Source organism: Sphingomonas sp. (genome assembly GCF_035910975.1).
Lineage (GTDB): Bacteria > Pseudomonadota > Alphaproteobacteria > Sphingomonadales > Sphingomonadaceae > Sphingomonas.
In genome coordinates, this window is record NZ_JAMHWM010000029.1 from 551,581 (window position 1) to 578,023 (window position 26,443).

General features: G+C 67.5%; 31 protein-coding genes and 1 tRNA gene. 22 read left to right on the plus strand and 10 right to left on the minus strand.

From position 1 onward, the window contains the following. The first annotated feature begins 78 nt into the window (after positions 1 to 78). The 5 genes from VYI76_RS09085 (at position 79) to VYI76_RS09105 (ending at position 1,937) form a co-directional block, all read left to right on the plus strand. Positions 79 to 264 carry a hypothetical protein gene (locus tag VYI76_RS09085; protein WP_326524435.1) on the plus strand — a complete coding sequence of 62 codons (186 nt, stop codon included), beginning with the start codon at positions 79 to 81 and terminating at the stop codon, positions 262 to 264. Further along, a complete protein-coding gene (locus tag VYI76_RS09090; protein WP_326524436.1) occupies positions 264 to 569 on the plus strand; it encodes a cell division protein ZapA in 306 nt (101 codons plus the stop codon). Before VYI76_RS09085 ends, VYI76_RS09090 begins: the two co-directional genes overlap by 1 nt. 200 nt (positions 570 to 769) lie before the next feature. Further along, entirely contained in the window at positions 770 to 1,312 is a 543-nt protein-coding gene (locus tag VYI76_RS09095) for a 5-formyltetrahydrofolate cyclo-ligase (protein WP_326524437.1), read from the plus strand. After that, positions 1,309 to 1,521, plus strand: coding sequence for a DUF2842 domain-containing protein (locus VYI76_RS09100; RefSeq protein WP_326524438.1), 213 nt, complete (start codon positions 1,309 to 1,311; stop codon positions 1,519 to 1,521). Before VYI76_RS09095 ends, VYI76_RS09100 begins: the two co-directional genes overlap by 4 nt. Next, positions 1,506 to 1,937, plus strand: a complete 432-nt coding sequence (locus tag VYI76_RS09105; protein ID WP_326524439.1) for a DoxX family protein — start codon at positions 1,506 to 1,508, stop codon at positions 1,935 to 1,937. The genes VYI76_RS09100 and VYI76_RS09105 overlap by 16 nt, the downstream gene beginning before the upstream one ends. A 7-nt stretch (positions 1,938 to 1,944) precedes the next feature. Here VYI76_RS09105 and VYI76_RS09110 read toward each other — a convergent pair. Both VYI76_RS09110 and VYI76_RS09115 read right to left on the minus strand, forming a co-directional pair. Continuing rightward, positions 1,945 to 2,021: transfer RNA gene (locus VYI76_RS09110), tRNA-Asp, on the minus strand. A gap of 21 nt (positions 2,022 to 2,042) precedes the next feature. After that, on the minus strand, positions 2,043 to 3,299 hold the full coding sequence (locus VYI76_RS09115) for an AI-2E family transporter (RefSeq protein ID WP_443018920.1): 1,257 nt from the start codon (positions 3,297 to 3,299) through the stop codon (positions 2,043 to 2,045). A 34-nt stretch (positions 3,300 to 3,333) separates the two neighbouring features. Between VYI76_RS09115 and VYI76_RS09120 the strand changes: the two genes are divergently transcribed. From VYI76_RS09120 to VYI76_RS09140, 5 genes are all read left to right on the plus strand, one after another. After that, positions 3,334 to 4,812, plus strand: a complete 1,479-nt coding sequence (locus VYI76_RS09120; RefSeq protein ID WP_326525077.1) for an FGGY family carbohydrate kinase — start codon at positions 3,334 to 3,336, stop codon at positions 4,810 to 4,812. Between the two features lie 113 nt (positions 4,813 to 4,925). Next, positions 4,926 to 5,456: a glycine zipper 2TM domain-containing protein gene (locus VYI76_RS09125; RefSeq protein WP_326524441.1), complete on the plus strand. Its 531-nt coding sequence runs from the start codon at positions 4,926 to 4,928 to the stop codon at positions 5,454 to 5,456. Positions 5,457 to 5,594: 138 nt separating this feature from the next. After that, positions 5,595 to 8,345 (plus strand): DNA gyrase subunit A, encoded by a 2,751-nt coding sequence (gyrA, locus tag VYI76_RS09130; RefSeq protein ID WP_326524442.1) that lies wholly within the window; start codon positions 5,595 to 5,597, stop codon positions 8,343 to 8,345. Next, the gene (locus VYI76_RS09135; protein WP_326524443.1) at positions 8,342 to 8,692 is read left to right on the plus strand and encodes a DUF952 domain-containing protein; all 351 of its coding nucleotides are present in this window, start codon (positions 8,342 to 8,344) and stop codon (positions 8,690 to 8,692) included. The genes gyrA and VYI76_RS09135 overlap by 4 nt, the downstream gene beginning before the upstream one ends. 101 nt (positions 8,693 to 8,793) lie before the next feature. Then, complete coding sequence (locus tag VYI76_RS09140) at positions 8,794 to 9,465, plus strand: spermidine synthase (protein WP_326524444.1); 672 nt, start codon at positions 8,794 to 8,796, stop codon at positions 9,463 to 9,465. Between the two features lie 3 nt (positions 9,466 to 9,468). Here the strand turns inward: VYI76_RS09140 and VYI76_RS09145 are convergent, their stop codons facing one another. Next, positions 9,469 to 10,119, minus strand: a complete 651-nt coding sequence (locus tag VYI76_RS09145) for a lysoplasmalogenase family protein (protein ID WP_326524445.1) — start codon at positions 10,117 to 10,119, stop codon at positions 9,469 to 9,471. A 47-nt stretch (positions 10,120 to 10,166) separates the two neighbouring features. Here VYI76_RS09145 and VYI76_RS09150 point away from each other — a divergent pair, with 47 nt between their 5' ends. From VYI76_RS09150 to trmFO, 4 genes are all read left to right on the plus strand, one after another. Next, on the plus strand, positions 10,167 to 10,724 hold the full coding sequence (locus VYI76_RS09150) for a GbsR/MarR family transcriptional regulator (protein ID WP_326524446.1): 558 nt from the start codon (positions 10,167 to 10,169) through the stop codon (positions 10,722 to 10,724). Positions 10,725 to 10,754: 30 nt separating this feature from the next. Then, on the plus strand, positions 10,755 to 11,579 hold the full coding sequence (locus tag VYI76_RS09155) for a fatty acid desaturase family protein (protein WP_326524447.1): 825 nt from the start codon (positions 10,755 to 10,757) through the stop codon (positions 11,577 to 11,579). A gap of 193 nt (positions 11,580 to 11,772) precedes the next feature. Beyond that, the gene (locus tag VYI76_RS09160; protein WP_326524448.1) at positions 11,773 to 12,228 is read left to right on the plus strand and encodes a hypothetical protein; all 456 of its coding nucleotides are present in this window, start codon (positions 11,773 to 11,775) and stop codon (positions 12,226 to 12,228) included. A 32-nt stretch (positions 12,229 to 12,260) separates the two neighbouring features. Continuing rightward, the gene (gene trmFO / locus VYI76_RS09165; protein ID WP_326524449.1) at positions 12,261 to 13,628 is read left to right on the plus strand and encodes a methylenetetrahydrofolate--tRNA-(uracil(54)-C(5))-methyltransferase (FADH(2)-oxidizing) TrmFO; all 1,368 of its coding nucleotides are present in this window, start codon (positions 12,261 to 12,263) and stop codon (positions 13,626 to 13,628) included. Here the strand turns inward: trmFO and VYI76_RS09170 are convergent. Both VYI76_RS09170 and VYI76_RS09175 read right to left on the minus strand, forming a co-directional pair. After that, positions 13,564 to 14,034: an EF-hand domain-containing protein gene (locus tag VYI76_RS09170; RefSeq protein WP_326524450.1), complete on the minus strand. Its 471-nt coding sequence runs from the start codon at positions 14,032 to 14,034 to the stop codon at positions 13,564 to 13,566. The genes trmFO and VYI76_RS09170 overlap by 65 nt on opposite strands. 37 nt (positions 14,035 to 14,071) lie before the next feature. Further along, on the minus strand, positions 14,072 to 14,722 hold the full coding sequence (locus VYI76_RS09175) for a hypothetical protein (RefSeq protein WP_326524451.1): 651 nt from the start codon (positions 14,720 to 14,722) through the stop codon (positions 14,072 to 14,074). Between the two features lie 121 nt (positions 14,723 to 14,843). Here VYI76_RS09175 and VYI76_RS09180 point away from each other — a divergent pair, with 121 nt between their 5' ends. Genes VYI76_RS09180 through VYI76_RS09190 form a run of 3 tightly spaced genes read left to right on the plus strand, consistent with a single transcriptional unit; the run spans position 14,844 to position 18,141 of the window. Then, the gene (locus VYI76_RS09180) at positions 14,844 to 16,844 is read left to right on the plus strand and encodes a pilus assembly protein TadG-related protein (protein WP_326524452.1); all 2,001 of its coding nucleotides are present in this window, start codon (positions 14,844 to 14,846) and stop codon (positions 16,842 to 16,844) included. Next, a complete protein-coding gene (locus VYI76_RS09185) occupies positions 16,841 to 17,461 on the plus strand; it encodes a TadE/TadG family type IV pilus assembly protein (RefSeq protein ID WP_326524453.1) in 621 nt (206 codons plus the stop codon). Before VYI76_RS09180 ends, VYI76_RS09185 begins: the two co-directional genes overlap by 4 nt. Then, the gene (locus VYI76_RS09190) at positions 17,458 to 18,141 is read left to right on the plus strand and encodes a TadE/TadG family type IV pilus assembly protein (RefSeq protein ID WP_326524454.1); all 684 of its coding nucleotides are present in this window, start codon (positions 17,458 to 17,460) and stop codon (positions 18,139 to 18,141) included. Before VYI76_RS09185 ends, VYI76_RS09190 begins: the two co-directional genes overlap by 4 nt. 9 nt (positions 18,142 to 18,150) lie before the next feature. On the opposite strand, the gene VYI76_RS09195 is transcribed toward VYI76_RS09190, so the two are convergent. The 4 genes from VYI76_RS09195 to eno all read right to left on the minus strand — a co-directional run bounded on the left by VYI76_RS09195 (position 18,151) and on the right by eno (position 22,398). Next, positions 18,151 to 19,569 carry a pyruvate dehydrogenase complex E1 component subunit beta gene (locus VYI76_RS09195; RefSeq protein ID WP_326524455.1) on the minus strand — a complete coding sequence of 473 codons (1,419 nt, stop codon included), beginning with the start codon at positions 19,567 to 19,569 and terminating at the stop codon, positions 18,151 to 18,153. 1 nt (position 19,570) lies between these two features. Continuing rightward, entirely contained in the window at positions 19,571 to 20,620 is a 1,050-nt protein-coding gene (gene pdhA, locus VYI76_RS09200) for a pyruvate dehydrogenase (acetyl-transferring) E1 component subunit alpha (RefSeq protein WP_326524456.1), read from the minus strand. 106 nt (positions 20,621 to 20,726) lie between these two features. After that, positions 20,727 to 21,053, minus strand: a complete 327-nt coding sequence (locus VYI76_RS09205; RefSeq protein WP_326524457.1) for an FtsB family cell division protein — start codon at positions 21,051 to 21,053, stop codon at positions 20,727 to 20,729. Between the two features lie 64 nt (positions 21,054 to 21,117). Then, complete coding sequence (gene eno / locus VYI76_RS09210; RefSeq protein ID WP_326524458.1) at positions 21,118 to 22,398, minus strand: phosphopyruvate hydratase; 1,281 nt, start codon at positions 22,396 to 22,398, stop codon at positions 21,118 to 21,120. Positions 22,399 to 22,533: 135 nt separating this feature from the next. Here eno and VYI76_RS09215 point away from each other — a divergent pair, with 135 nt between their 5' ends. From VYI76_RS09215 to VYI76_RS09235, 5 genes are all read left to right on the plus strand, one after another. Then, positions 22,534 to 23,031 (plus strand): hypothetical protein, encoded by a 498-nt coding sequence (locus tag VYI76_RS09215; protein ID WP_326524459.1) that lies wholly within the window; start codon positions 22,534 to 22,536, stop codon positions 23,029 to 23,031. Then, positions 23,012 to 23,395 (plus strand): phage holin family protein, encoded by a 384-nt coding sequence (locus VYI76_RS09220; protein ID WP_326524460.1) that lies wholly within the window; start codon positions 23,012 to 23,014, stop codon positions 23,393 to 23,395. Before VYI76_RS09215 ends, VYI76_RS09220 begins: the two co-directional genes overlap by 20 nt. Further along, positions 23,392 to 23,691: a hypothetical protein gene (locus VYI76_RS09225; protein WP_326524461.1), complete on the plus strand. Its 300-nt coding sequence runs from the start codon at positions 23,392 to 23,394 to the stop codon at positions 23,689 to 23,691. Before VYI76_RS09220 ends, VYI76_RS09225 begins: the two co-directional genes overlap by 4 nt. A 27-nt stretch (positions 23,692 to 23,718) precedes the next feature. Beyond that, the gene (locus tag VYI76_RS09230; protein ID WP_326524462.1) at positions 23,719 to 24,111 is read left to right on the plus strand and encodes a hypothetical protein; all 393 of its coding nucleotides are present in this window, start codon (positions 23,719 to 23,721) and stop codon (positions 24,109 to 24,111) included. Between the two features lie 64 nt (positions 24,112 to 24,175). Continuing rightward, entirely contained in the window at positions 24,176 to 24,394 is a 219-nt protein-coding gene (locus VYI76_RS09235) for a DUF4170 domain-containing protein (protein WP_326524463.1), read from the plus strand. Positions 24,395 to 24,501: 107 nt separating this feature from the next. On the opposite strand, the gene aspS is transcribed toward VYI76_RS09235, so the two are convergent. Continuing rightward, complete coding sequence (gene aspS / locus VYI76_RS09240; protein ID WP_326524464.1) at positions 24,502 to 26,319, minus strand: aspartate--tRNA ligase; 1,818 nt, start codon at positions 26,317 to 26,319, stop codon at positions 24,502 to 24,504. Positions 26,320 to 26,443 lie beyond the last annotated feature (124 nt).

Below are 26,443 nucleotides of genomic sequence, written 5' to 3' on the forward strand. Positions count from 1 at the left end.
TTTGCGCATCGTCGTCCCGTTCCGTCAACCGGCTCGACCGAAGCTTGTCCGGGCGCGCAAAGGTGCTAATCGGACGTGATGACCGATCAAGCGTCTGAAAATGCGATGGCCCGGATCGACCGCGCCCTTGCGCGGATCGAGGCTGCGGCAAACCGGCAGGGCGAGGCACTGGACATGTTGCGCGGCCGCCATGCCACACTCCGGGCCGAGATCACCAGCGCCATCGCCGCGCTCGATTCGCTCGCCGCCGGGGAGGAAGACTGATGGCGGAAGTCAGGCTGACGATTGGCGGGCGCAGCCATATGGTGGCGTGCCGCGACGGCGAGGAAGCCGCGCTGGAGGCGCTCGGCCGGCGGCTCGACAGCCATTCGGCGGTGGCGATGCGCGCCGCCGGCGCCCAGGGCGGCGAGCGCACCTTGCTCTACATCGCGCTGATGCTGGCCGACGAGCTGGGCGAGGCCGAGCGGGCGGGCGGCGGTGCCGGCGTATCCTCCGTCGTGCTCGATCGCATTGCCGGCCGGCTCGAAGCGCTCGCCGGAAGCCTTGAGAAGAGCGCGGCGAACGCCTAGGTTGGGGATGGCGGGCACTGCCCGGTACGAGCCTTTATTATCCCTGAGGCTATTCATCATCCATGGGGGCTGTCCCTGCTAGGATCCTGGTCCAAAGCACATGGTCCCCACCTGACGTACCGTGCGTCAGAGGATAACCCGGCACACGGCCATGGCGGTCCCGCCACCTCCGCCGCCGCCCGGAACGAGGGTCAACGCCGATGAGCGACGACAAGGCCGCGATGCGCGCCCATATGCGGGCCGAACGCGACGCATTCGCGATGGCGAGCGACGCGGCGATCGTGCCACCGCCCGCCTTCATCGACCGGCTGATGCCGGGGATCATCGTCGCGTCCTACATTCCCGTCGGCAGCGAGGCCGATCCGACCCCGCTCGCCGCCGCGGCGCGCGCGGCGGGAGCGCGCCTCGCCCTGCCCCGCGTCGAATCGCGTGACGGCGAAATGCGCTTCCTGGTCTGGTCGGAGGACGATCCGCTGGCGCCCGGCGTCTACGGCCTGCGCCAGCCCGCCGCCGATGCGCCCGAGTGCCGGCCGGACATCGTTTTGACCCCCCTGGTCGCGTTCGACGATTCGCTCAATCGGCTGGGTCAGGGGGCAGGCCATTACGACCGGGCCTTCGCCCGCCTGCCCGATGCCTGGCGACTCGGCGTCGCCTGGTCGATCCAGCGCCTGCTGGCGATCGCGGTCGATGCGTGGGACGTGCCGTTGCACGCCGTCGTCACCGAACGGGGCGTCGTCGCATGACGCCGTCGTGGCGCAAGCCCGCCGGGGCGATCGGTATCGTCGCCTGTATCATCGTCTGGGTAATCGCGGTCGCGAGTTTCTCACAGGTGATCGGCGGGCTGCCCATCGTCGTGCAGACGGTGATCTACGTCGTTGCGGGGATCGTCTGGATCTTTCCGCTGAAGCCCGTGTTGCGCTGGATGGAAACGGGGCGGTGGCGCGCCGGCTGAACCTCGATCCCGCGCCGCCAGGATGGGTGCGCGACGCGGCGCTGCTGGTCGCCCGGCTGGCGATCGGCGGCTTCCTGATCCACGGCGTGTGGGACAATATCGTCAGCGCGGCGCGGATGGCCGAATTCGCGCGGTTCCTGGCGGGGCACGGCTTTCCCCTGCCGCACCTGATGGCGCCGCTGTCGGTGGGGGTTCAGTTCGTCGCAGGCGCCGCGCTGGTCCTGGGGATCGCGACCCGCTGGGCGGGGCTGCTCGTCGTAGCGAATTTCGTGGTCGCGCTGGCGATGGTCGATGCCGCCCTCGGCGTTCGCGGCGCCTGGCCTTCGGTATCGCTGGTCGTGCTGGGGCTGATCTTCGCGAGTTTCGGCGCGGGAAGGATCGCGCTCGACCCACTGATGGGTCGCCACCGCCGCTGACGGCAAGTGGCGCGAGTGACGGGGCTCGAACCCGCGACCTCCGGCGTGACAGGCCGGCGCTCTAACCAACTGAGCTACACCCGCTGACTTGCGAGAGCGGCGCTGTTAGGGCCCCGATCCGGGGGTGTCAACAGGCCCATCGCCAGCTTTTTGGTTTGGCGGCGCAGTTCGCGACATGCGCGGTCGTTCGTCGCCGGGCCCGTGGATCAACGTGCCGTGTTCGAACAGGAAGCCAGCGATATCGGGCCGCCCCGCCGCGTCGAGCACGGTCTGGATGATGATGAGCAAAGGCACCGCCAGAAGTGCGCCCGGCGTGCCCCACACCCACCCCCAGAAGCTGAGGGAAATGAGGATCAGGATCGGATTGATCGTCAGCCGGTGGCCGACCACCATCGGCGTGATGACGTTCGCCTCGATCAGGTGGAAGGCGACCATGATCGCGGCAGGCAGCAGCGCCAGCCAGATGTCGTTGAACGTCATCAACCCGCCGAGCGCCAGCAGCATCGCCGCCATGATCGGGCCGAAATAGGGGATGTAGTTGAGCAACGCGACGATGCCGCCCCACATCAACGGCGTCGGCATGTCGATCAACGACAGCGCGCCGGCCACCGAAAGCCCCAGGCAGACGTTTATGATCGTGATCGTGCCGAGGTAGGCGGATGTGTCGTCGACCACGTCCTGGATCACCCGCGCGGTCGCCATCGCGCCGCCGAAGCTGGCGCGCCGGGTGATCGCCGCCCGCCGCGTGCGCGTCCAGCCGGCCAGGAAGAAGTAGATGACGAGCACCGCGAAGAACATCTCGATGAACGCCGACGGCGCCGACGTCGCAAACAGTTCGACGATCGAGCGCGGCGGCGCGACGGGCGCGACCTGCTGGCGCTGCGGCGCGTCGGCGATCTGGCGCAGCGTCTTGTTCACGAATCGTTCCAAGTTCGCGTAGAAATCGATCACCGGCGACAGGTTCGCCTGGATCTGGTCGATCCGTTCGGGAAGTATCCGCACCCATTGCCACGCCGGAACCACTATCGAGGCGAGCGCGACGTTTACGGCGGCGAGGAAGAACAGCACGCACAGCAGCGCGGCGAGGCCGGACGGCACGCGGTGCCGCTCCATCCATTCCAGCGCCGGCACCATCGCGATCGCGATGACGATAGCCGCCGTGGTCGGCAGGAAGAAGCTGTCGCCGGCCTGGAGCGCGAAGGGCAGCGCGAGCAGCAGCCCCAGCCCTGCGATCAGCGTGAGCGCGGCGAGCAGGCGTTCGCGGTGCTGGTCGCCCCGCCCGCCAACGTCATCCTCCCGCCGATCCCCACCGTCTTCCGCCAAGCCGCCCTCCTCGCGCCGAGCGCGGGAATGTAGCGCCATTCCCCGGCGCTGTAATCCCGGATAGACTGGCATGATGGGAGAGATGCTGCTGGTCATCGACGAGGGGACGACATCGACCCGCGCGATGCTGTTCGCCCCGGACGGCAAATGTGTCGGCAGCCGCGCCGAGCCGCTGACGCAGAGCTATCCGCAACCCGGACGGGTCGAGCATGACGCGGCGGAAATCTGGACAAAGAGCGCGGCCTGCGCGCAGGCCATGGTCGATCTGGCGGGCGGGGCGGACCGCGTCGCCGCGATCGGCATCACCAACCAGCGCGAGACGATCGTGTTCTGGGACACGGCGACCGGCGAGCCGCTGGCCCCGGCGATCGTGTGGCAGGACCGCCGCACCGCCGACGTGTGCCGGGCCTTGCGCGAAGCCGGCGAGGAAGCCGGCGTGCAGGCGCGCACCGGCCTGCTGCTCGATCCCTATTTCTCCGCGACCAAGATCGCCTGGGCGCTGGAGAACTGGCCGCAACTGCGCGAGGCCGGCGAGCGGCTGGCGGTCGGCACGATCGAGAGCTGGCTGGTCTGGAAGTTGACCGCGGGCAAAGGTCGGGGCGGATGCCACGTCACCGATGCGACCAACGCATCGCGCACGCTGCTGATGGGGCTGGGCAGCGGACGGTGGGACGACGGTCTGCTCGACCTGTTCGGTGTGCCCCGCCGGCTGCTGCCCGAGATTGTCGACTGCGCCGGCGAGATCGGGCGGACGACGCTGTTCGGCGGATCGATCCCGATCTGCGGCCTGGCCGGCGACCAGCAGGCGGCGACGATCGGCCAGGCATGCCTGGTGCCCGGTGACACCAAGGCCACGTTCGGCACCGGCGCATTCGTGCTGACCCAATATGGCGCGCGCGTTCCCGCCTCGCGCAACCGGTTGCTCGCCACCGTCGCGTGGCAGCTGGGCGGTGAGCGCGCCTATGCGCTGGAAGGATCGGTGTTCGTCGCCGGCAGCCTGATGCAGTGGCTGCGCGATTCGCTGGGCCTGATCGCCACCGCACCGGAAAGCGAAACGCTCGCCCGCGGCGTCGCCGACAACGGCGGGGTCTATTGCGTCCCCGCCCTGTCCGGCCTCGGCGCGCCGTGGTGGCGGGCGGAGGCGCGCGGGGTGATCTCCGGCCTGAGCTTCACCGCCACGCGCGCCCATGTCGTGCGCGCCGCGCTCGAAGCGATGGCGCACCAGGCGCACGACCTGAAGACGGCGTTCGCCGCCGATGGCGCCGACTGGCAGGCGCTCAGGATCGACGGCGGCATGGTCGCCAACGACTGGTTGGCGCAGGACCTGGCCGACATGCTGGCCGTGCCGGTCGAGCGCCCCGCCTTCGTCGAGACGACCGCGCTGGGCGCCGCGATGCTGGCGGGCGTCGGCTGCGGCCTGTTCGCATCGCTCGCCGAAGCGGCGGCGATGCGCGGCGCGGTCGAAACCTTCGCACCCGCCATGGAGGCGACCGCGCGAAACAGGCGCCTGTCCGGATGGGCGCAGGCGGTGAAGCAAGCGATCCGCGACTGAGCGGAACCCGGGGCGCCGCACCTGTCATCTGCGTTCAGGAACCATATGGTTGCTTGTCCGTACCGACGGGATGCGCCACGATTCGCGGGCGCAACAAGACAGGATATGATGCCATGCCGGCTCTCAAGACCTTCGCCCTTCTCGCGGCCTCGGCCTGCGCCTTCGCTGCCGTACCGGCCAGCGCGCAGTCCGCGCCCGACCAGCAGCGCTTCGACGCCGCACAGCAGCGGTTCGACCGCGAGTACCAGATCTTCCGCGAAGAGATGGACCGCTATCGCGCCGCCGCCAGCCGCACCGGCTATCGCCAGGCGCCCGACTATCGCGCGCAGGGATACAACAGCTACGAGGACTGGCGCGACGAGGGCGGATACGACCCCTCGCGCCACTATCGCGGCGGCACGCAATATCGCGAGCGCGTGCTGACTGCCGACGACCGCGTCTATTCGGGCAATGACGGCCGCTATTACTGCCGCCGCAGCGACGGCACGACCGGCCTGATCGTCGGCGGCGCGGCCGGCGGCATCCTGGGCAATGTGATCGACGGCGGCCGTTCACGCACGGTGGGCACGCTGCTGGGCAGCGCAGTCGGCGCGCTGGCCGGCCGATCGATCGAGCGCAGCAACGACGAGATCCGCTGCCGCTGACATTTCACCATCCGCCCCCCTCCCCCAGGCGCCGGGAGGGGGACTCGCACGCGTGCACACGCGGGGGCGCGGGGCTTGCTGGCGTGCCCCCCCCTCGCTAGAGCCGGGGGAGTTCATTCCCCTCGAAAGCGCTGACCCTTGACCGACGCGACGACGCTCGCCGACCCTTCCGATATCTCGCCGATCTCGATCGTCGATGAAATGAAGTCGAGCTACCTCGACTATGCCATGTCGGTCATCGTCTCGCGCGCGCTGCCCGACGTCCGCGACGGGCTGAAGCCGGTCCACCGCCGCATCCTCTATTCGGCCTATGAAAGCGGCTATGTCGCCGGCAAGCCGTATCGCAAGTCGGCGCGCATCGTCGGCGATGTGATGGGCAAATACCATCCGCACGGCGACAGCAGCATCTACGACGCGCTCGCCCGCATGGCGCAGGACTGGTCGCTACGCGTGCCGTTCATCGACGGTCAGGGCAATTTCGGATCGATGGATCCCGATCCCCCGGCGGCGATGCGCTACACCGAGTCACGGCTGGCGCGCGTCGCCAACGCGCTGCTCGACGATCTCGACAAGGATACGGTCGATTTCGTGCCCAACTATGACGGACAGGAAAGCGAGCCGTCGGTGCTGCCGGCGCGCTTCCCCAACCTGCTGGTCAACGGCGCGGGCGGCATCGCCGTCGGCATGGCGACCAACATTCCGCCGCACAATCTGGGCGAGGTGATCGACGCCTGCCTGGCCTATATCGCCAACGGCGCCATCACGGCCGAGGAGTTGATGGAGATCGTGCCGGGCCCGGACTTCCCGACCGGCGCGCTGATCCTGGGCCGCGCGGGGTGCCGCAGCGCCTATACCGGCGGGCGCGGATCGATCATCGTGCGCAGCCGCCATGAATTCGAGCAGCGCGGCGAACGGCGCAGTATCGTCCTCACCGAAATCCCGTTCCAGCAGGGCAAGAACGCCTTGGTGGAGAAGATCGCCGAGGCGGCAAAGGACAAGCGCGTCGAGGGCGTCAGCGACATTCGCGACGAATCGAGCCGCGCGGGCGTGCGTGTGGTCATCGACCTGAAGCGCGACGCAACGCCCGAAGTGGTGCTGAACCAGTTGTGGCGCCACACGCCCGCGCAAGGCAGCTTCCCCGCCAACATGCTGGCGATCCGCGGCGGCCGCCCCGAACTGCTCAACCTGCGCGACATCATCGAGGCGTTCGTCCGCTTCCGCGAGGAAGTCATCACCCGCCGCAGCAAGTTCGAACTGACCAAGGCGCGCGACCGCGCCCATATCCTGCTCGGCCTGGTCATCGCGGTGACCAACCTCGACGAGGTCGTCCGCATCATCCGCGGATCGGCCAGCCCGGCGGAAGCGCGCGCCGCGCTGCTCGCCCGCGAATGGCCGATCGCCGAGATCGCGCCGTACATCCGCCTGGTCGAGGCGGTCGAGGTCGAGGTGACCGGCGACAGCTATCGCCTGTCGGAAATCCAGGTGCGCGCGATCCTCGACCTGCGCCTCCACCGCCTCACCGCGCTCGGCCGTGACGAGATCGGCGACGAGTTGAAGGAACTGGCGAGCTCGATTACCGAACTGCTCGAAATCCTCGCCAACCGCGCCCGCCTGTACGAGGTGATGGTCGAGGAACTGACCACGATCCGCGACACCTATGCGACGCCGCGCCGTACCGAGATTGCCGCCGCCGCCGACGGGATCGAGGACGAGGACCTGATCGAGCGCGAGGACATGGTCGTCACCGTCACGGTCGAGGGCTATATCAAGCGCACCCCGCTCGCCACCTTCCGCGCGCAGCACCGCGGCGGCAAGGGTCGCGCGGGCATGGCGACCAAGGAAGAAGATGTCGTCGCCGAATTGTTCGTGACCAGCACGCACACACCGGTGCTGTTCTTCTCGACGCTGGGCAAGGTGTATCGCATGAAGGTGTGGCGCCTGCCGGAAGGCGGACCCACAACGCGTGGGCGGCCGATGGTCAACCTGCTGCCGCTTGCGACCGGAGAGACCATCCAGACCGTCCTGCCCCTGCCCGAGGACGAAGGGACCTGGGGCGACCTGCACGTGATGTTCGCCACCGCGCGTGGATCGGTGCGCCGCAACTCGATGGACGCCTTCGCCAACGTGCCGTCGAACGGCAAGATCGCGATGAAGTTCGAAGGCGAGGACGAGGGCGACAAGCTGATCGGCGTCGCGCTGCTCGATGCGGGCGACGACGTGCTGCTGGCGACGCGCCAGGGCAAGGCGATCCGCTTCGCCGGCGATGACGTGCGCGAGTTCCAGAGCCGCGCGTCGACCGGCGTGCGCGGCATGCGGCTGGCCGACGGCGACGAGGTCATCAGCCTGTCGATCCTCCACCGCGTCGGCACCACGTCGGAGGAACGCGAGGATTACCTGCGCTTCGCCCCATGGAAGGCGGAACGCGAGGGCGAACCGACGATGGACCTCGACCGGTTCGAACTGCTGCGCGGCCACGAACAATTCATCCTGACGGTCTGCGCCAACGGTTACGGCAAGATGTCGTCGGCCTATGAATATCGCCGCACCGGCCGCGGCGGACAGGGCATCACCAACATCGACAATATCGCCCGCAACGGCCCCGTCGTCGCCAGCTTCCCGGCGACCAAGGCGCAGCAGCTGATGCTCGTCACCGACCAGGCCAAGCTGATCCGCATCCACCTGGGCGATATGCGCGTCATCGGGCGCGGATCGGCGGGCGTGCGGCTGTTCGACGTGGCGGCAGGCGAGCATGTCGTCAGCGCCGCGCGGATCGAGGAGAGCGAGGACGACGCCGAGATCAACCTGGCCGAAGGCACCGAGACGGCAGAGCCCACGCCGGACGGCGACACGGCCGAGGATCTGTCGGCGGGTCCGGAGGGCGGCCAGTGAGCCATCCGACGACCGCCTACAAGATACTGACCCAACCGCAGATGGATGCGCTGGAGGCGGACGGCAGCTTCGCGGGCGCGCCGGTCGATCTGGCGGACGGCTATATTCACCTGTCGACTGCCGCACAGCTGACGGAGACAGCCAACAAGCATTTCGCCGGACAGGACGATCTGCACGTCGTCGCGGTCGATCTCGATGCGCTGGGAGAGGCGGTGCGCTGGGAGGAGTCGCGTGGCGGCCGGCTGTTCCCGCACATCTACACAGCACTGCCTCTGTCTGCTGTGATCGCCTACAGCCCGCTGGAGCGCGACGGAGCCGAGCAGGTGCGATTGCCGGTCACGGGTTGACCCCTCCCCGTTCGGCCTGAGCTTGTCGAAGGGCTGCTCTTCTTCTTCGAGGAAGGAAGTACGGTGCTTCGACAGGCTCAGCACGAACGGATCAGGTAACGATGACTCCCCGCGAACTCCTGGACACCGCGCCCGTCCCCGGCGGGCCGCCGCTGCGCCTGTTTCGCCATGGCCGCGACCACATCATCATGCTCGACCGCAACGAACTGATGAACACGCGGATGAGCGGGTCGGAGGAAGCGCTGGCGACGATGACGATCACCCGGCTCGGCAAGCGGCCGGCGCCACACCTGCTGATCGGCGGCTATGGCATGGGCTTCACGCTGCGCGCCGCGTTGGCGGTGCTGCCGGCCGATGCGCGGGTGACCGTCGCCGAACTGGTGCCGCAGATCATCGACTGGGCGCGCGGGCCGATGGCCGAGCTGACCGCCGGATGCCTCGACGATCCGCGCGTGCGCGTCGAGCTGCGCGACGTCGCTGCGGCGATCCTGGCGGCGCGCGGCGGCTGCGACGCGATCCTGCTCGATGTCGACAACGGCCCGGACGGCGTCGTGCGCGACGCCAACGACCGGCTCTACACCGTCGCGGGCCTCGCCGCCGCGCGCGCCGCGCTGCGGCCCAGCGGCATCCTGGCGGTCTGGTCGGCGGGCGACGACCCCGCCTTCACCCGCCGGCTGAAGGACGCGGGCTTCGCGGTCGAGGAAGTCGCTGTCCGCGCGCGCAGCAACGGCAAGGGGCCACGGCACGTGATCTGGTTCGCGACGAAGCGGTAACGATCATACCGCCAGCTCCGGGGCCGGCTCCGGGCGATCGAGTGTCGATACCACGCCCCAGGCGATCAGCGCCTGCCCGGCGAAATAGGTCGGCCACACCGTCCAGTCCGGGATCGCGCTGTGCGCGAGCGGGCCGAGCCGCGCGAAGATCAGCCAGTCGGACAGCACGAACAGCCACGCGCCGGCGATAGCCAGCGGCCCGAACCGTCCCAGGCTGGCCGCCCCCGCCATCGCGCCCAGCCCCGCGGCGTAGAGCGCGACGCCGGGCCCGCCGGTCAGCGCGAAACTGACGCCGGAGACCAGCACCGCCGCACCCGCGACCACCGGCCAGCCGCGCCGCCACCGCCCGCGCGCATAAAGCGTGACCGCCAGCAAATGTCCGATCAGGAACGCGACAGCGCCGGTTATCAGCCCGTGCGTTTCCAGCAGCACGTCGCCGGTCGCGCCCGCCGCCAGCACCACCGCGATCGCCCAGCCTTCCGTCGAATCGGCATGGCGCGCCGCCCAGATCGCGAGCAGGGCGACCCCGCTGCCCTTCCACGCCGTCATGTCGGCGCCGGTGAAACCGGCACGGATCGCGATGAAATAGCTGATCCCCATCACCAGCGCGAAGGCGAACAGCGCCTGGGGGGCGACGCGCGGCAGGATTGACATCAGGCTGATCCGATCGTAATTTCTGAAATTACAGAAATAGGTGGCATATGCGAGTCGTCGATCATCCGGATGCCAGGGCTTTCATCCTCCATTGGGGAGAGATGGGCACGCAATGGGGCGTCAACCGATCGGTCAGCCAGGTCCATGCGCTGCTCTACCTTTCCGAAGATCCGCTGACCGCGGAGGCGATCGTCGAGGCGCTGGGCCTCGCGCGTTCGAACGTATCCACCGCGCTCAAGGAACTGCAAGGGTATCGCATCGTCCGCCGGGTCCATGTCGAGGGTGATCGCCGCGACCATTTCGTCGCGGAGGCTGATCTTTGGGACATGCTGATGCGCATCGTCGAAGAGCGCAAGCGGCGCGAGATCGACCCGACGATCGCACTGCTGGGCGAACTGGCCGAGCGGCTGAAGGACGACAAGGCCGCGCCGCCGCACCTGCGCGAGCGGATCGGGCGGATGCACGAATTCCTGGGCACGCTGGGCGGCTGGTACGATCAGGTCCGCACCCTGCCCAAGCCCACGCTGGTCGCGTTGATGAAGCTGGGCGGCAAGATCGCCAGGGTCGTCGCCCCGCTCGGCAAGGGCAAGAAGGCGAAAGACTGAGTTCCACGCGAACACAAGGGAGGCAATGTCATGACCGCGCCCGCACCCCGGATCGATCGGCGAAAGCTGCTCCAGACGGTGAAGTGGCGCGATCTGACGGCGATGCGCGCGGCGGACGGAGTGGTCGAATGCCTCCATCCCGTGCCGTGGATCGCCGCATCCTGGGCCCTGGCCGCGTTCGGGTGGTGGATTCCGGCCGCGCTCGCCGCCTTCATGTTCTTCCTGACCGCGCTGCGCCTCAACCATGAAGCGATCCACCGCAACCTGGGTTTCGGGGAGCGCGGGCACCGCATGGTGCTGCACGGCCTCAGCGCGCTGATGCTCGGATCGAACAGCGCGGTGGCGTTCAATCACCTGCACCACCACCGCCACGTCGGCCGCCCCGACGATCTGGAAGGCAAGGCCGGGAACATGGCGGGCTGGCGCGTGCTGCTCTATGGCCCCGCTTTCCCGATCGAGATGCACATCGCGGCATGGCGTAGCGGCGGGCCGATGCTGCGGCGGCGGATGGCGATCGACCTCGCGCTCAACGCCGGCATCGTCGCGGTGACGATCGCCAGCGGGTCGGCCGTCCTGATCTTTCACCTCGCCGCGATGGTCACCGCCCAGTGCCTGACCGCCTTCTTCGCAGTGTGGATCACCCATCATGATTGCGATGACAGCGGCGTGATCGCCCGCACCCAGCGGTCGCCGCTGGTGAACCTCATCACCTACAACATGTTCTTCCACCTCGAGCACCATCTGTTCCCCGGCGTGCCGGTGAAGCGGCTGGGCCGGCTGGCCGAACGGCTCGACCGCGCGATGCCGTCGATCGCCGCCACGGCGCCCCGCGTGGTGCCGGGACCGCTCGCCTGATCGCAACCTGACACGATCGAAAGGACCGGACATGACCCCATCCGCACGCGATCAGATTTCGGAAATGACCGAAATTACGGAAAGGACGCTAGCAACTCTCTATCGGGACTGCCCGACCGCTTTTTGGCTGGCTCCCGACGGCGACGGTGCCCTGCCCCAGACCGACGGTCCGTCGCTGCCGGAGAGGGCGAATGTGGCGCTGGCCGAGCCGCATGCCGATCCCGTGACGGATCATCCCGCCGGCGTGGAAGGCCGGGCCGGTGCCATGGCGGTTTCGATGATGGCCGCCGGCCCGATCTTTCTCGCGTCGATGATGCTGATGATCGAGGGCGGGCGGGAGTCCATCGGCGAACGAACGATGATGGCCGTCGTCGGCACGATGATTTCGCTACCCTTCACCGTCATCATCGGCGCCATCTTCGGCCTGGCTCCGATCGCCGCCGGCGTCACCGCGCTCGCCCGGCTCGGCGTGCACGATCCCGTCGCCCGTAATCGCTGGCTGTGGGCGGCGACCGGCGCCGGCATGGGCCTCGCCATCGCCGGGATGTTCGATGCACAGATCGTGACGATCCCGCTGGTACTCACCTCAGTCGCCTGCGCGATGATCGCGCACCGTGCGATCAGCTGGCACGATCCCGAGCCGGCTTGAAGCAGGCGCTTCGAACGGCCATCAGCACCCCCATGACATATCAGGTCCATATCATCGGCGGCGGCCTCGCCGGGTCGGAGGCGGCGTGGCAGCTCGCGGAAGCGGGCGTCCGGGTGAAGCTGTCCGAAATGCGCGGGTCGGGCGCCACCACGCCCGCGCACCACACCGATGGTCTGGCGGAACTTGTCTGTTCGAACAGTTTCAGGAGCGACGATGCCGAGAGCAACGCGGTCGGCCTGCTGCATCAGGAGATGCGCACGCTGGGATCGCTGATCCTGCGCGAGGGTGATGCGCACCGGGTGCCGGCCGGTTCCGCGCTGGCGATGGACCGCGATGGATTCTCGGCAGGCGTCACCGCCGCACTGGAGGCGCACGCCAACATCACCATCGTCCGGGAACGAATCGAGGCGCTGCCCACCGACGGCCCGACGATCGTCGCGACAGGCCCGCTGACCGACCCGCTACTCGCCGAGGCCATCGCGGCGGCGACCGGCAGCGACGCGCTCGCCTTCTTCGATGCGATCGCGCCGATCGTCCACCGCGATTCGATCGACATGGACACCGCCTGGTTCCAGTCGCGCTGGAACAAGGGCAGCGGCAGCGATTACATCAACTGCCCGCTGTCGAAGGACGAGTATATCGCCTTCCACGCCGCGCTGATCGCCGGCGAGAAGACCGAGTACAAGCAGTGGGAGGACGTCCCCTATTTCGAGGGCTGCATGCCGATCGAGGTGATGGCGGAGCGCGGGGTGGATACGCTGCGCTTCGGCCCGATGAAGGGCGTCGGCCTGGACGACCCGCGCACCGGGCGCTGGCCCTATGCCGTCGTCCAGCTGCGACAGGACAACCGCCAAGGCACATTGTGGAACATCGTCGGTTTCCAGACCAAGCTGAAACATGCCGAGCAGGTTCGCCTGTTCCGCACCATCCCAGGCCTGCAGAATGCGGAGTTTGCGCGGCTGGGCGGGCTCCACCGCAATACGTTCATCCGCTCGCCCGAACTGCTCGATCCGGAACTGCGGCTGAAGTCGCGCCCCAACATCCGCTTCGCCGGCCAGATCACCGGGTGCGAGGGCTATGTGGAAAGCGCCGCGGTCGGCCTGCTCGCCGGGCGCTTCGCGGCGGCGGAAATCCTTGGACATGCCATCACGCCGCCGCCGGTGGAGACCGCCCTGGGCGCGCTGCTGCACCATATCACCGGCGCGGCGGTGGCCGAGACCTATCAGCCGATGAACGTCAATTTCGGGCTGTTTCCGCCGATCGAAGGGCGCACGAAGAAGGCCGATCGCAAGCGGATGTACACCGATCGGGCGCGCGCCGCGCTGGCCGGCTGGCTCAATCCGCCTCGTTCGGCGCCTGCTGTGGCGGACAGTTCGGGCGAGGCCGCGCCGTCCGCCTGACCGCCGTCGTCGCGAATTCGGTGGCGTTGAGGCTGCCCGAGCGATCCTTGTCCGCACCGGCGAATTTGTCGATCGTCTTCGTCGCCCATTCGTCGAACGACAGTCGCCCGTCGCCGTTGGCGTCGAGCTTCGCGAAGGCCTTGCGCCGGCTGGCGAGATATTCGTCGCGGGTGATCCTCGCGTCGCGATCCCTGTCGTAGCGGTTGAAGCGCCGCTGCTCGCGGGTCAGCTTCGATGCCTGCGGCAACGGCCCGTCATCGCCCTCCATCTCCTCCGCCTCGGCGGCGAGCGCGGCGCGTGGCGCGGGCGGCGGCGGCACCTCCCCGGTCGCGCTGGACCGAAACAGGAACACGCCGGCTCCGACCAGCAGCAACGCCGAAACCACGCCCGCGAGATACCTCAGCATCGCCTGCCCTCCTGATACGGACAGGCTAGATCGGAGCCTAGCGCCCGGCCAATCGGTGCCACAGCGCGCGGGCGACTCGCCGCGTTCCCGGAGCATCGGGCATCGCGGCGAGATGGGCCATCGCTCCCAGCGGCCGGGCCGGCCGGCTCCACCGCGCGCCGGTCGCCTCCCCGAGCAACGGCGCCGCCAGCGTCCGGGCGCGTTCGGCCAGGGTGGCGTCGATGGTGTTCGCCGCCAGATCGGCAAGCGCCCAGCCCCTTCCCGCCAGGGCGACCGGGTCACCCGGCCCCGCCCCAAGCAGCGCGCCCGCCGCCAGGAACAGCGTGGTGCCGCGCGCCTCGGCATAGGCCTCCAGATCGGGCACCTCGTCGAGCAACTCGCCCCACCCGTCCGCCAGCGGCGCCAGCGACGCGCCGGACGTGCCCGACGGAACAAACTCCGCCAACCCCCGCAGGATCGGCTGGGCCGGCGCGGGCATCGTATCGAGAGCCACGACGGCGTCATGCCACCACGTCAGACGCATCTGCCCGACCATCGGCTCGCGCGTGCTCCTCAATATATCCCCCAGCGCGTCGTCGAGCGCGAGCAGCGCGGCGAGACCGCCCCGGCGTTCGACCCGCGCATAGGACAGGATCAGCCGGCGTTCGGCGCCGCGTGCGCTGTCGGGGAGGAAGGCGTTGTTAACCATGCTGCTTTAGGCCGTCTTATCCGGCGCCGGTGCATGGCGCGACGTTGATGGGGCAAAGGGCAGGCAATCCGTGATGTTCTGGCGCAGGCGCACGACCGAGCCCGGCAGGGTCCGCGGCTTCATGACGTCACTGGTACGCGACGTGCGCGCCAACACGCTCGTCATCATGACGGCGGCGCTGATCCCGCTGGCTGGCATGGTCGGCGGCGGCGTCGATCTGTCGCGCATGTATATCCTCAAGACGCGGTTGCAGCACGCCTGCGACGCCGGCGCGCTCGCCGGCCGCAAGGCGATGGGCGGCGGAACCTGGGCCTACCAGAGCTACTACCCCCGCACCCAGGCCGAAATGTTCTTCGCCGGCAATTTCGAAACCGGATCGTTCGGCTCGACCGGCCTGAGCCGCAGCTTCACGGAAAATGCCGGCCGGGTTAGCGGCACCGCATCCGCGACGCTGCCGATGACGCTGATGCGCATCTTCGGCCGCACGACCGAGACGCTGACCGTCACCTGCGCTTCCGAGATGCGGCTGCCGAACACCGATGTGATGTTCGTGCTCGACACCACGGGCTCAATGTCCTCTTCGCAGCCCGGCGACACGGTCGACAAGATGACCGCGCTGAAGACGGCGGTTAAGTGCTTCTACGAAATCGTCGCGCGGCTGGATACCAACGCCGCCTGCACCACGGGCACGCCGTCGGGCGGGACGGGCGAAAGCGTGCAGATCCGATTCGGCTTCGTCCCCTATGCCACCAACGTGAACGTCGGGAAGCTGTTGCCCACCGAATGGTTCGCCGACACCTGGAATTACCAGACGCGCGAAGCCACCTATTCCATGCAGAACACCTACACCTTCCCGACACCGGCCGGCGGCGGCGGATCACAGACCGGGTCGAGCGACGGTACGGCCACCACGTCGGGCTGGACATCCGATCCATCCGCCGAACGCGGCGCCTGGCTGGGTGCGTTTTGTCTCAGCAGCTACACGCCCACCTCCGTCAGCGACGCGGGGCCGGAAAGCGCGCCGCAGAACGTGCAGGCAAGCAGTTCCGGAAGCACGCAGACGGTCACCTGGCAGACCACCCAGACCGTCACGCGCACCGAATGGCGCGAAGCCGGCTCGAGCGGCGGACGCTGCCGCTATGAAAAGCGGACGGTGACTTTCACCCGCACCAAGACCTATTCGCGGACCGAAAACGGGACGATCACGCAGACGCCGACCTTCAGCGGGTGGCGCTATGCGCAACTGCCCGTCAACGTCGGCCTGCTGAAGAACGGCACCGAATGGCGCAACAGCTTCGAATGGCCGACAGGGAACAACGCCACCAACCGCACGATCAACTGGGACGGGTGTATCGAGGAGCGGCAGACGGTCCGCACCACCAACTATTCGACCATACCATCCGGTGCGAAGGACATGGATATCGATATGGTGCCGACGCCCGGCGACCAGTCGACCCTGTGGGGCATGGTGCTGCCCGACGTGACCCACACCCGCAACGGATCGACCTGGACGCTCAACACGACCACGACGACCGCCAACTACGGCAACAACTCCTATTACGCCTGCCCCACCGAATCGCGGAAGCTGCAGACCTGGCCGGTCGCGTCGGCCTTCGACAGCTATGTCGACAGCCTGTCGCCCGAGGGCAACACCTATCACGACATCGGCCTGATCTGGGGTGCGCGGCTGCTGTCGCCGACCGGCCTGTTCCAGACCGAGAACCAGTTCACTCCGAAGGGCGGCGAGATCGAGCGCCACCTGATCTTCATGACCGACGGCGATGCGTGTACCGCGGCGGACAACTATACCGCCTACGGTGTCCAGTGGTATGATCGGCGCCAGACCAATGCGGGATCGGTGCCGAGCGGTGGCTGCACCTACAACAGCTACACGCTGACCGAACAGGTCAACAAGCGCACCGAGGCGCTGTGCACCGCGATCAAGAACAAGAACATCACCTTGTGGGTGATCGCCTTCGGCAACCTCGCGACGGAGACGGAGACCCGGCTGCAGAACTGCGCGACGTCGAGCCGCTATTTCAAAGCAACCAGCGCGGCGCAGCTCCAGGCGACCTTCAAGTCGATCGCCGACCAGATCTCGATGCTGAGGCTCACGCAATGACCGCCGTTTTCGCCCCACTGCTGCGCAGGCTCCGCCAGGACACGCGCGGCGCGACGATCGTGGAATTCGCGATCGTCGCGCCGGTGATGTGCCTGATGCTGGTCGGCGCGTTCGACGTCGCGCACACGCTCTACACCCGCGGGATGCTGCAGGGCGTGGTGCAGAAGATCGCGCGGGATTCGACGCTGGAGGGCCAGGATACGGCGAGCGCGCAGACCGCGCTGGACGAAAAGGTCACGCGGCAGGCAAAGGCGCTCGCCAACAACGCCTCGATCGACATCACCCGCCGCTATTACCGCACCTTCGCCGACGCCGCCGCGCAGAAGCCCGAGCCGTTTACAGACACCAACGGTAACGGTCGCTGCGACGCCAACGAGCCCTATCAGGACGAGAACCGCAACAGCGTGTGGGACATCGACGGCGGCAACACCGGCCAGGGCGGGGCGAAGGACGCGGTGCTCTACACCGTGGAGATGAGCTTTCCGCGGATGTTGCCCCTGTGGAAACTCGTCGGCGGCAGCGATCAGGCGACCGTGACCGCGGTCACGGTGCTCAAGAACCAGCCATTCGGCGATCAGGGAGCGTATGGCTCCGCCGTCGTGAGGAACTGCCCATGAGCCGCGCGAGCCGCCTGCTGTACCGGCTGCGCCGCGACGTCCGCGGTCTCGCCCTGCTGGAATTCGCCTTCATCCTGCCGATCTTCCTGATACTCGCGCTCGTCGGGGCCGAACTCACCAACTATGTCATCACCCGGATGCGCGTGAGCCAGATCGCGCTGCACCTGGCGGACAACGCCGCACGGATCGGCTCGGGCTCGATGCTTCAGGCCAAGACGATCACGGAAATGGACATCAACGACGTCCTGACCGGTGCCGGCTACCAGTCGGGCGAACTCAGGCTCTACGACAACGGCCGCGTCATGATCTCCAGTCTCGAGCCGACAGCGAGCCCCAACACCGCGGGGCGCTACAAGATCGCGTGGAAGCGTTGTCGCGGGAAACAGAACGTCCCGACCCAATATACCGACAAGGCCGCCACCTTCACCGGCGGCCTGGGCGACTCGGGCCGGCTGGTGACCGCGCCGGATTACGGCGCCACCATGTTCGTCGAAGTCTATTACGACTATCAGCCGCTGATCGGAGCACGCATGGTCGCACCGTTCATCTCCGAACGGCAGATGGTGGAAGTCGCGTCGATGATGGTCCGCGACCGGCGCGACACCGCGGGCGGGTCGAACGGCGTCTATCCCGTATCCGGGGTCACCGCCTCGACCTGCAACCGTTTCACCACGACCTGAACCGGGGCATCAGCCCCGGTACGTCACCTTCTTCACCGCCGCGACGACCTTGTCCGCGGTGATGAGTGCCAGCTTCTCCAGGTTCGCGGCATAGGGGAGCGGCACGTCCTCGTTGGCGACGCGCAGCACCGGCGCGTCGAGGTCGTCGAACCCTTCCTCCATCACGAACGCGGCGATTTCCGATGCGATTCCGCAGGTCGGCCAGCCTTCCTCGACCACCACGATGCGGTTGGTCTTGGCCAGTGACTTGAGCACCGTCTTGCGATCGAGCGGGCGCAGCGTGCGCAGGTCGATCACCTCCGCGTCGATGCCTTCCTCCGCCAGCTTGTCAGCGGCTTCGAGGCTGACCCCGACGCCGATCGAGTAACTGACCAGAGTCACGTCCTTGCCCGGCCGCATGATCCGCGCCTTGCCGATCGGCAGGACGAAATCGTCGAGCTTCGGCACCTCGAACGAACGGCCGTACATCAGCTCATTCTCTAGGAAGACGACCGGATCCTCGCTGCGGATCGCCGCCTTCAGCAGGCCCTTGGCGTCCTGCGCGTCATAGGGTGCGATCACGATCAGGCCGGGGACGCTGGCATACCAGGGCCCGTAATTCTGGCTGTGCTGGGCGCCGACGCGGCTCGCGGCGCCGTTGGGACCGCGGAACACGATCGGACAGCGCATCTGGCCACCCGACATGTAATTGGTCTTGGCCGCCGAATTGATGATGTGGTCGATCGCCTGCATCGCGAAGTTGAACGTCATGAACTCGACGATCGGGCGCAGGCCCGACATCGCCGCACCCGTGCCGATGCCGGCGAAGCCATATTCGGTGATCGGCGTGTCGATGACGCGCTTCTCGCCGAATTCGTCGAGCAGGCCCTGAGTCACCTTGTACGCGCCCTGATATTGCGCGACTTCCTCGCCCATCACGAACACGCGCTCGTCGGCACGCATTTCCTCGGCCATCGCATCGCGCAGCGCCTCGCGGACGGTCAGCTTCACCATCTCGGTGCCAGCCGGAACTTCCGGGTTCTCGACCTCGGCCTCGTGGCTCGCCGCCTCGAACAGCTGGCGCGCGCCGGTCTCGACCTTCTCCTGCGAAGGGTGCGCCGAATCCTCGACCTTCTCGTCCTGCTTCGGCTCAGGCGCAGAGGCTTCCGCCTTTGCAGCGGGCGCCGGCGCGGCGGATGCGTCCTCGCCTTCGACCAGCAGCGTGGCGATGACGGTGCCAACCTTCACATTGTCGGTGCCCTCGGCGACATGGATCGTGCCGATCGTACCTTCGTCGACGGCTTCGAATTCCATCGTGGCCTTGTCGGTCTCGATCTCGGCCATGATGTCGCCGGACTTGACCGTGTCACCTTCCTTGACGAGCCACTTGGCGAGCGTGCCGTCTTCCATCGTGGGGGACAGTGCCGGCATCTTGATGTCGATCGGCATCTCAGTACGTCTCCACCAGCACTTCGGTATACAGTTCCCTGGGATCGGGCTCGGGCGCGTTCTCCGCGAAATCGGCCGAGGCGTTCACCACCTTGCGGATATCCGCCTCGATCGCCTTCAGCTCGTCCTCCTTCACGCCCGCCGCGTCGAGCAGCTTCTTGACGTGATCGATCGGGTCGGACTTGTCGCGCACCGCCTGCACCTCGTCGCGACTGCGGTACTTGGCCGGGTCGGACATCGAATGGCCGCGATAGCGATAGGTCTTCATCTCCAGGATGATCGGCCCCTTGCCGCTGCGCACCCAGTCGAGCGCCACTTCGGCCGCGCCGCGCGACGCCAGCACGTCCATGCCGTCGACCTGGATGCCCGGAATGCGGAACGATTCACCGCGGCGATAGAGCTGGTCCTCCGACGACGCGCGGTTGACGGATGTGCCCATCGCATACTGGTTGTTCTCGATCACGAAGATGATCGGCAGCTTCCACAACTCGGCCATGTTGAAGGCTTCGTAGACCTGGCCCTGGTTGGCCGCGCCGTCGCCGAAATAGGCGAGCGTGACGCCGCCGTCGCCCGAGTATTTGTGCTTGAACGCCAGGCCCGCGCCCAGCGACACCTGCGCGCCGACGATGCCGTGCCCGCCGTAGAATTTATGCTCGGTCGAGAACATGTGCATCGACCCGCCCTTGCCCTTGGAGATGCCGGCGGCACGCCCCGTCAGCTCGGCCATGATGACGTTGGGATCGATGCCGTAGGCCAGCATGTGGCCGTGGTCGCGATATCCGGTGATGACCGAATCCCTGTCGCCATCCAGCGCAGACTGGAGGCCGACGGCGACCGCTTCCTGCCCGATGTACAGGTGGCAGAAGCCGCCGATCAGGCCCAGGCCATAGAGCTGCCCCGCCTTCTCCTCGAAGCGACGGATCAGCAGCATGTCCTTGTAGAATTGCAGCAGCTCGTCCTTGCTCGCCGCATAGGGCTTGGGCTCTGCCGGACGCTCGCGATTGGAAATCGGCGGTTCGGCGGCGGACTTGCGTGCTGGGGCTTTTGCCACGGTCGAAAAAACCTCGTTTCCTTAGGGGAAGGATGCCCGGCCTATAGGCGCGAACGACCGCGATCCGCAACCGTCACCGGGTGCGGCATCGCCGTCACGGCAGGCGTCAGTTCAGGGGAACGATCACCTCGTCGGGATGGACGACGTTCAGCTCCTTGCGGGTCAGTTCGTCGGCCATGTCGGGATTGACCCGCTTGGGATCCAGCAGGCCGACACGGTTCTTCAGTTCCGCGCGCTGCTTGTCGAGCGCGGCATATTCGGTCTGCCGTTTTTCCAGCTGACGCGAATAGTCGCGGTACGACAGGATGCCGTTGGGCCCGAGCACGGCGTAATAGGCAAAGAAACCCATCAGGATCAGCGCCCCCGCCGGCACGCCGGCACGGCGAACCAGGGTCAACACGGGCGTGCGGTGGCGGGCGCGAACGGTCGGCATGGTTAACTGTCGCTTATTTGACTCACCGAATCAAGCGGTTCCGAAGCGATCCGCGTGACATGATTCACCGCCGCGTCAGGATATCCCGCCCCGCATAGCGCGCCGCGTCGCCCAGTTCCTCCTCGATGCGGATCAGCTGGTTGTACTTCGCCAGCCGGTCGGAGCGCGCGAGCGATCCCGTCTTGATCTGTCCGCAATTGGTGGCGACCGCCAGGTCGGCGATCGTCGCATCTTCGGTCTCGCCCGAACGGTGCGACATGACGGCGGTATAGCGACTGCGCTGCGCCAGGCTGACGGCGGCCAGCGTCTCCGTCAGCGTGCCGATCTGGTTGACCTTGACCAGCAGCGAGTTGGCCAGGCCGCGCTCGATCCCGTCGGCCAGCCGCTTCGGGTTGGTCACGAACAGATCGTCGCCGACCAACTGCACCTTGTCGCCGATCAGGTCGGTCAGCGCCTTCCAGCCTTCGAAATCATCCTCGGCCATGCCGTCCTCGATCGAGAAGATCGGGTAGCGGCGGGTCAGGTCGGCGAGGAACTCGGCATTCTCGGCCGGGCTCAGCTTCCGCCCCTCGCCCACCATGTCGTAGACGCCGCCCTTGAAATACTCGGTCGCCGCGCAATCGAGCGCCAGCATCACGTCGTCGCCCGGCGTGTAGCCCGCCGTCTCGATCGCCGACATGATGAAGTCGAGCGCGTCGGTGGTCGACGACAGGTTCGGCGCGAAACCGCCCTCGTCGCCCACGCCCGTCGCCAGTCCCTTGGCGTGCAGCGCCTTCTTGAGTGTGTGGAAGATTTCCGCACCACAACGCACCGCCTCGACGATGTTCTCCGCACCGACCGGCACGATCATGAATTCCTGGAAGTCGATCGGGTTGTCGGCATGTTCGCCGCCATTGATGATATTCATCATCGGCACCGGTAGCAGGTGCGCGGAAACGCCGCCGACATAGCGATAGAGCGGCAGGCCGCGCGCCTCCGCCGCCGCCTTGGCCGCCGCCAGGCTGACGCCCAGGATCGCGTTGGCGCCCAGCCGGCCCTTGTTCTCCGTTCCGTCCAGTTCGATCATCGCGGTGTCGAGATCGGCCTGGTCCTCGGCCTCCATGCCCAGCACCGCTTCGGCGATCTCGCCGTTCACCGCCTCGACCGCCTTGTCGACGCCCTTGCCCAGCCAGCGCGACTTATCGCCGTCGCGCAGTTCGACCGCTTCATGCGCGCCGGTCGATGCGCCCGATGGCACGGCGGCACGGCCGAAACTGCCGTCCTCCAGCAGCACATCGACCTCGACGGTGGGGTTGCCACGGCTGTCCAGGATCGCGCGGCCATGAATGTCGATGATTGCGGTCACGAAACGACCTTCCTACATGGGTGGGGACGGGATGCGGCGGGCCTCTACCGCCTCGCCGCGCGATCGGCAACGCCGATGGAACCCGCCCGCCGCCGCCTTGTTGTGGAGGCGTACCGACACGGAAAGGCGCGTATCATGGCAAACGACACCCACAAGGCCGGCGATCTGGACGTCGAATTCACCCCGGAAACGGGTGCCGATGAACGCTTCATCGGCGCCGGTGCCGACGGCGATTCCGCGACCGGCGAAAAGCTGCGCGGCGCCCGCCAGCTGGTAAAGGACGAGGCGGGCAAGCTCGGCGGACAGGCCGGCGACCGCATCCGCGCCTTCGCCGACGACGGAAAATCACGCGCGACCGGCATCCTCGACGAACTGGCGAAATCGATCGGCGACGCCGCCGGCACGATCGACGAGAAGGTGGGCGAACAGTTCGGCGGCTATGCCCGCTCGGCATCCACCTCGGTTTCCAGTTTCGCCGACACGCTGCGCAACAAGGATGTCGATGATCTGCTGGAGGACGCGCGCGCGTTCGTCCGCAAGTCCCCCGGCGTGGCGATCGGCGCGGCGGCCGCGCTCGGCTTCGTTCTCGCGCGGGTGCTGCGCTCGGGTGTCGATGCCAACCGGGGCGGCTGATCCCGGCGAACCGGCGGCAACCGACGCCGGCGCTGCCGCCGACCAGGCGAGCGCGGGGGAGACGATCGTCCAGGTCGTCGAGGATGCTCGCGCCTATGCGTCGGCGCAGGTCGATCTGTACAAGGCGATGGCCGGCGCCCGGCTGCGCATTGCCCGGCTCGGCATCGCGTTCGGCGTCGCAGCGACGCTGATCGCCGGATCGGCGCTGACCGCCCTGCTGGTCGGCTCGATCCTCGCACTGGCGCCATCGGTAGGTCCGGGGTGGGCGACGCTGATCGTGGTCGGCGTCGCGCTCGTCCTCGCGGCGATCCTCGGCAAGCTTGCCGCTGGCCGGCTCTCGCGGGCGTTCGGGGATCTTGAATGACGGCGGACCCCGCCCTCGCCGCCGCTCGCGCCCGCGCGATCGCCGCCCGAGCCCGGCTCGACGCCTCGATCGAAAGAGCGAAGACCAGGCTCAGCCCTCGCACGCTCGCCGCCGGTGCAGTCGAGACGGCGAAGGACAAGGCGTTCGCTGCCGCCGAAACCGGACTGGACGCCGTCCGTCAGCGTCCCGCCGTGGCCGCCGCCGTCGCGGGCGCGGTGGGCCTGTTCCTCGCGCGAAAGCCGCTGCTCGGCCTGTTCGACCACGACGATGCAACCGCCGACGAGCCCACGAGTTAGCTTCCACCGAATGCACGAAGGATCACGATGATGGCCGATACCCAGACCACCGCCGCAAAGGCGAACCGCCGGGCCAAACTGGCCAGCGCGCGCGACACTGCGTTCGAGCGCGCGAAGACCACCGTCAGCGGTCTCGAATCCAATCCCGTCGGCGTGCTGGTCGGCGGGCTCGCGTTCGGCCTGATCGCCGGCGCGCTGATCCCGCGCAGCGAGCGCGAGAAGGACATGCTCAAGCCGGTCGGCAAGCGGCTGGCCGAAGGCGCCGGGGCCGCGCTTGCCGCAGCGAAGGAAACGGGCAAGGAACAGCTCAGCGCCTCGATGCTCAGCAGGGACGCCGCGCGGGAAGGCGCGCGCAAGATCTTCGACAGCGCGCTCACCGCCGCAAAGGAGAAGGGCGCGTCGAACAAGACGACCGCCTGACCCCGCTTGACCCTCGGGGACCGCACTTTATTGCAGGTGCGAAATCCCCGGGAGTCCCCATATCATGAGCAAGATGCACCTCGTCTTCGGCGGTCGCGTGACCGATCCGATGACGCTCGATTTCGCTGACCTGTCGAAGATCGACATCGTCGGCATCTTTCCCGACTATGCCAGCGCCGAAAAGGCGTGGCGCGGCGCGGCGCAGAAGACGGTCGACGATGCGGAAATGAAATATGTGCTGGTGCACCTGCACCGGCTGCTGGAGCCGGAACTGCCGGCATAGCCCTTCACCCGGCCGCATAACCCGTCATCCCGACGCAAGCCGGGATCACGCGCCACCTGAACGGGCGTCACCGCATGAGGCCCCGGTTTTCGCCGGGGCCGCGGACATCATTCCGCCTTGGCGGCGACCGTCGGCTTCACGCTCGGCTGCTCGGCGATGCGGATGTTCAGTTCGCGCAACTGCTTCGCGGTGGCGAAGTTGGGCGCACCCATCATCAGATCCTCGGCCTTCTGCGTCATCGGGAAGACGATGACCTCGCGGATGTTCGGTTCGTCGGCCAGCAACATGACGATGCGGTCGATCCCCGGCGCCGATCCGCCGTGCGGCGGCGCGCCGAACTTGAACGCGTTGATCATGCCGGCGAAGTTGGTGTCGACATCGGCCTGGGTGTAGCCGGCAATCTCGAACGCCTTGTACATGATTTCCGGCCGGTGGTTGCGGATCGCGCCCGACGACAGTTCGATGCCGTTGCACACGATGTCGTACTGATACGCCAGGATATCGAGCGGGTCCCTGGTCTCCAGCGCCTCCATCTCGCCCTGCGGCATGCTGAAGGGGTTGTGGCTGAAATCGACCTTCTTCGCGTCCTCGTCATATTCGAACATCGGGAAATCGACGATCCAGCAGAATTCGAAGCGGTTCTGGTCGATCAGGCCGAGTTGCTCGCCCACGCGGGTGCGCGCGAGGCCGGCCAGCTTGGCGGCCTGCGCTTCCTTGCCGGCGGCGAAGAAAATGCCGTCGTTGGGACCAAGGCCCAGCGCATCGGCGATCGCCTTCATCCCTTCCTGCCCATGGTTGTTGGCGATCGGGCCACCGAACACCCCGTCCTTCTGGGTGGCATAGCCCAGGCCGGGGAAGCCTTCGCCCTGCGCCCAGCTGTTCATGTCGTCGAAGAACTTGCGGCTCTTCTCATGCGTGTTCGGCGCCGGCAGCGCGCGGACCACATCGCCCGCTTCGACCATCGCCGCGAAACGGCCGAAGCCCGATCCGCGGAAATGCTCCGACACGTCGGTGATGAGCACCGGGTTGCGCAGGTCCGGCTTGTCGTTGCCGTATTTCAGCATCGATTCGCGATAGGGTATGCGCTTGAACGGCAGCGACGACACGGTGCGCCCCTTGCCCTGCCAGTCGGCGAACTCCTCGAACACGCCGTGCAGCACCGGCTCGATCGCCGCGAACACATCGTCCTGCGTGACATAGCTCATCTCGAAATCGAGCTGGTAGAATTCACCCGGCGAACGGTCGGCGCGCGCGTCCTCGTCGCGGAAGCACGGCGCGATCTGGAAATAGCGGTCGAAGCCGGCGACCATCAGCAACTGCTTGAACATCTGCGGCGCCTGCGGCAGCGCGTAGAACTTGCCCGGATGGACGCGGCTGGGGACGAGGTAGTCGCGCGCGCCTTCGGGCGATGACGCGGTCAGGATCGGCGTCTGAAACTCGGTGAAGCCCTGGTCGACCATCCGCTTGCGGATCGACGCGATCACCGACGACCGCAGCATGATGTTGGCGTGCAGCTTCTCGCGGCGCAGGTCCAGGAAGCGGTAACGCAGGCGGATGTCCTCGGGATATTCCGCCTCGCCCGCCACCGGCATCGGCAGTTCCTGCGCGGTCGACTGGACCGTCGCGCCGCGCGCGAACACCTCGATCTCGCCGGTCGGCAGATTGGCGTTGCTCGTGCCCGCGGCGCGCGCCTTCACCTCGCCGTCGATGGTGATGACCGATTCGACGCGCGCGGCCTCCAGGATCGGCAGCGCGGCACTGTCGGCGTCGGCCACCACCTGGGTGATGCCGTAATGGTCGCGCAGGTCGACGAACAGCACGCCGCCATGGTCGCGCTTCCTGTGGACCCATCCCGACAGGCGGATCGTCTGGCCGACGTCGGTGGCGCGGAGCGCGGCGCAGGTATGGGTGCGATAGGCGTGCATGATGCAATCTCTGATTGCGTCACCCCAGCGGAAGCTGGGGTCTCAAGCCGCATGCGAAAGGCCTGTGGCGCGAGATCCCGGCTTTCGCCGGGATGACGGTTGAATTGGATGGCCGCGCCCTCCC

What these genes read in the sequence shown, in the direction of transcription:
- VYI76_RS09155 (WP_326524447.1), top strand. Translation starts at nt 10,755, where the DNA reads ATGACCGCGCCCGCACCCCGGATCGATCGGCGAAAGCTGCTCCAGACG.
- VYI76_RS09175 (WP_326524451.1), bottom strand. Translation starts at nt 14,722, where the DNA reads ATGGTTAACAACGCCTTCCTCCCCGACAGCGCACGCGGCGCCGAACGC.
- VYI76_RS09150 (WP_326524446.1), top strand. Translation starts at nt 10,167, where the DNA reads ATGCGAGTCGTCGATCATCCGGATGCCAGGGCTTTCATCCTCCATTGG.
- VYI76_RS09095 (WP_326524437.1), top strand. Translation starts at nt 770, where the DNA reads ATGAGCGACGACAAGGCCGCGATGCGCGCCCATATGCGGGCCGAACGC.
- trmFO (WP_326524449.1), top strand. Translation starts at nt 12,261, where the DNA reads ATGACATATCAGGTCCATATCATCGGCGGCGGCCTCGCCGGGTCGGAG.
- VYI76_RS09230 (WP_326524462.1), top strand. Translation starts at nt 23,719, where the DNA reads ATGATGGCCGATACCCAGACCACCGCCGCAAAGGCGAACCGCCGGGCC.
- aspS (WP_326524464.1), bottom strand. Translation starts at nt 26,319, where the DNA reads ATGCACGCCTATCGCACCCATACCTGCGCCGCGCTCCGCGCCACCGAC.
- VYI76_RS09145 (WP_326524445.1), bottom strand. Translation starts at nt 10,119, where the DNA reads ATGTCAATCCTGCCGCGCGTCGCCCCCCAGGCGCTGTTCGCCTTCGCG.
- VYI76_RS09190 (WP_326524454.1), top strand. Translation starts at nt 17,458, where the DNA reads ATGAGCCGCGCGAGCCGCCTGCTGTACCGGCTGCGCCGCGACGTCCGC.
- VYI76_RS09085 (WP_326524435.1), top strand. Translation starts at nt 79, where the DNA reads ATGACCGATCAAGCGTCTGAAAATGCGATGGCCCGGATCGACCGCGCC.
- VYI76_RS09090 (WP_326524436.1), top strand. Translation starts at nt 264, where the DNA reads ATGGCGGAAGTCAGGCTGACGATTGGCGGGCGCAGCCATATGGTGGCG.
- VYI76_RS09195 (WP_326524455.1), bottom strand. Translation starts at nt 19,569, where the DNA reads ATGCCGATCGACATCAAGATGCCGGCACTGTCCCCCACGATGGAAGAC.
- VYI76_RS09185 (WP_326524453.1), top strand. Translation starts at nt 16,841, where the DNA reads ATGACCGCCGTTTTCGCCCCACTGCTGCGCAGGCTCCGCCAGGACACG.
- VYI76_RS09225 (WP_326524461.1), top strand. Translation starts at nt 23,392, where the DNA reads ATGACGGCGGACCCCGCCCTCGCCGCCGCTCGCGCCCGCGCGATCGCC.
- VYI76_RS09115 (WP_443018920.1), bottom strand. Translation starts at nt 3,299, where the DNA reads ATGGCGCTACATTCCCGCGCTCGGCGCGAGGAGGGCGGCTTGGCGGAA.
- VYI76_RS09120 (WP_326525077.1), top strand. Translation starts at nt 3,334, where the DNA reads ATGGGAGAGATGCTGCTGGTCATCGACGAGGGGACGACATCGACCCGC.
- VYI76_RS09100 (WP_326524438.1), top strand. Translation starts at nt 1,309, where the DNA reads ATGACGCCGTCGTGGCGCAAGCCCGCCGGGGCGATCGGTATCGTCGCC.
- VYI76_RS09235 (WP_326524463.1), top strand. Translation starts at nt 24,176, where the DNA reads ATGAGCAAGATGCACCTCGTCTTCGGCGGTCGCGTGACCGATCCGATG.
- VYI76_RS09220 (WP_326524460.1), top strand. Translation starts at nt 23,012, where the DNA reads ATGCCAACCGGGGCGGCTGATCCCGGCGAACCGGCGGCAACCGACGCC.
- VYI76_RS09140 (WP_326524444.1), top strand. Translation starts at nt 8,794, where the DNA reads ATGACTCCCCGCGAACTCCTGGACACCGCGCCCGTCCCCGGCGGGCCG.
- VYI76_RS09215 (WP_326524459.1), top strand. Translation starts at nt 22,534, where the DNA reads ATGGCAAACGACACCCACAAGGCCGGCGATCTGGACGTCGAATTCACC.
- VYI76_RS09180 (WP_326524452.1), top strand. Translation starts at nt 14,844, where the DNA reads ATGACGTCACTGGTACGCGACGTGCGCGCCAACACGCTCGTCATCATG.
- VYI76_RS09125 (WP_326524441.1), top strand. Translation starts at nt 4,926, where the DNA reads ATGCCGGCTCTCAAGACCTTCGCCCTTCTCGCGGCCTCGGCCTGCGCC.
- VYI76_RS09205 (WP_326524457.1), bottom strand. Translation starts at nt 21,053, where the DNA reads ATGCCGACCGTTCGCGCCCGCCACCGCACGCCCGTGTTGACCCTGGTT.
- VYI76_RS09170 (WP_326524450.1), bottom strand. Translation starts at nt 14,034, where the DNA reads ATGCTGAGGTATCTCGCGGGCGTGGTTTCGGCGTTGCTGCTGGTCGGA.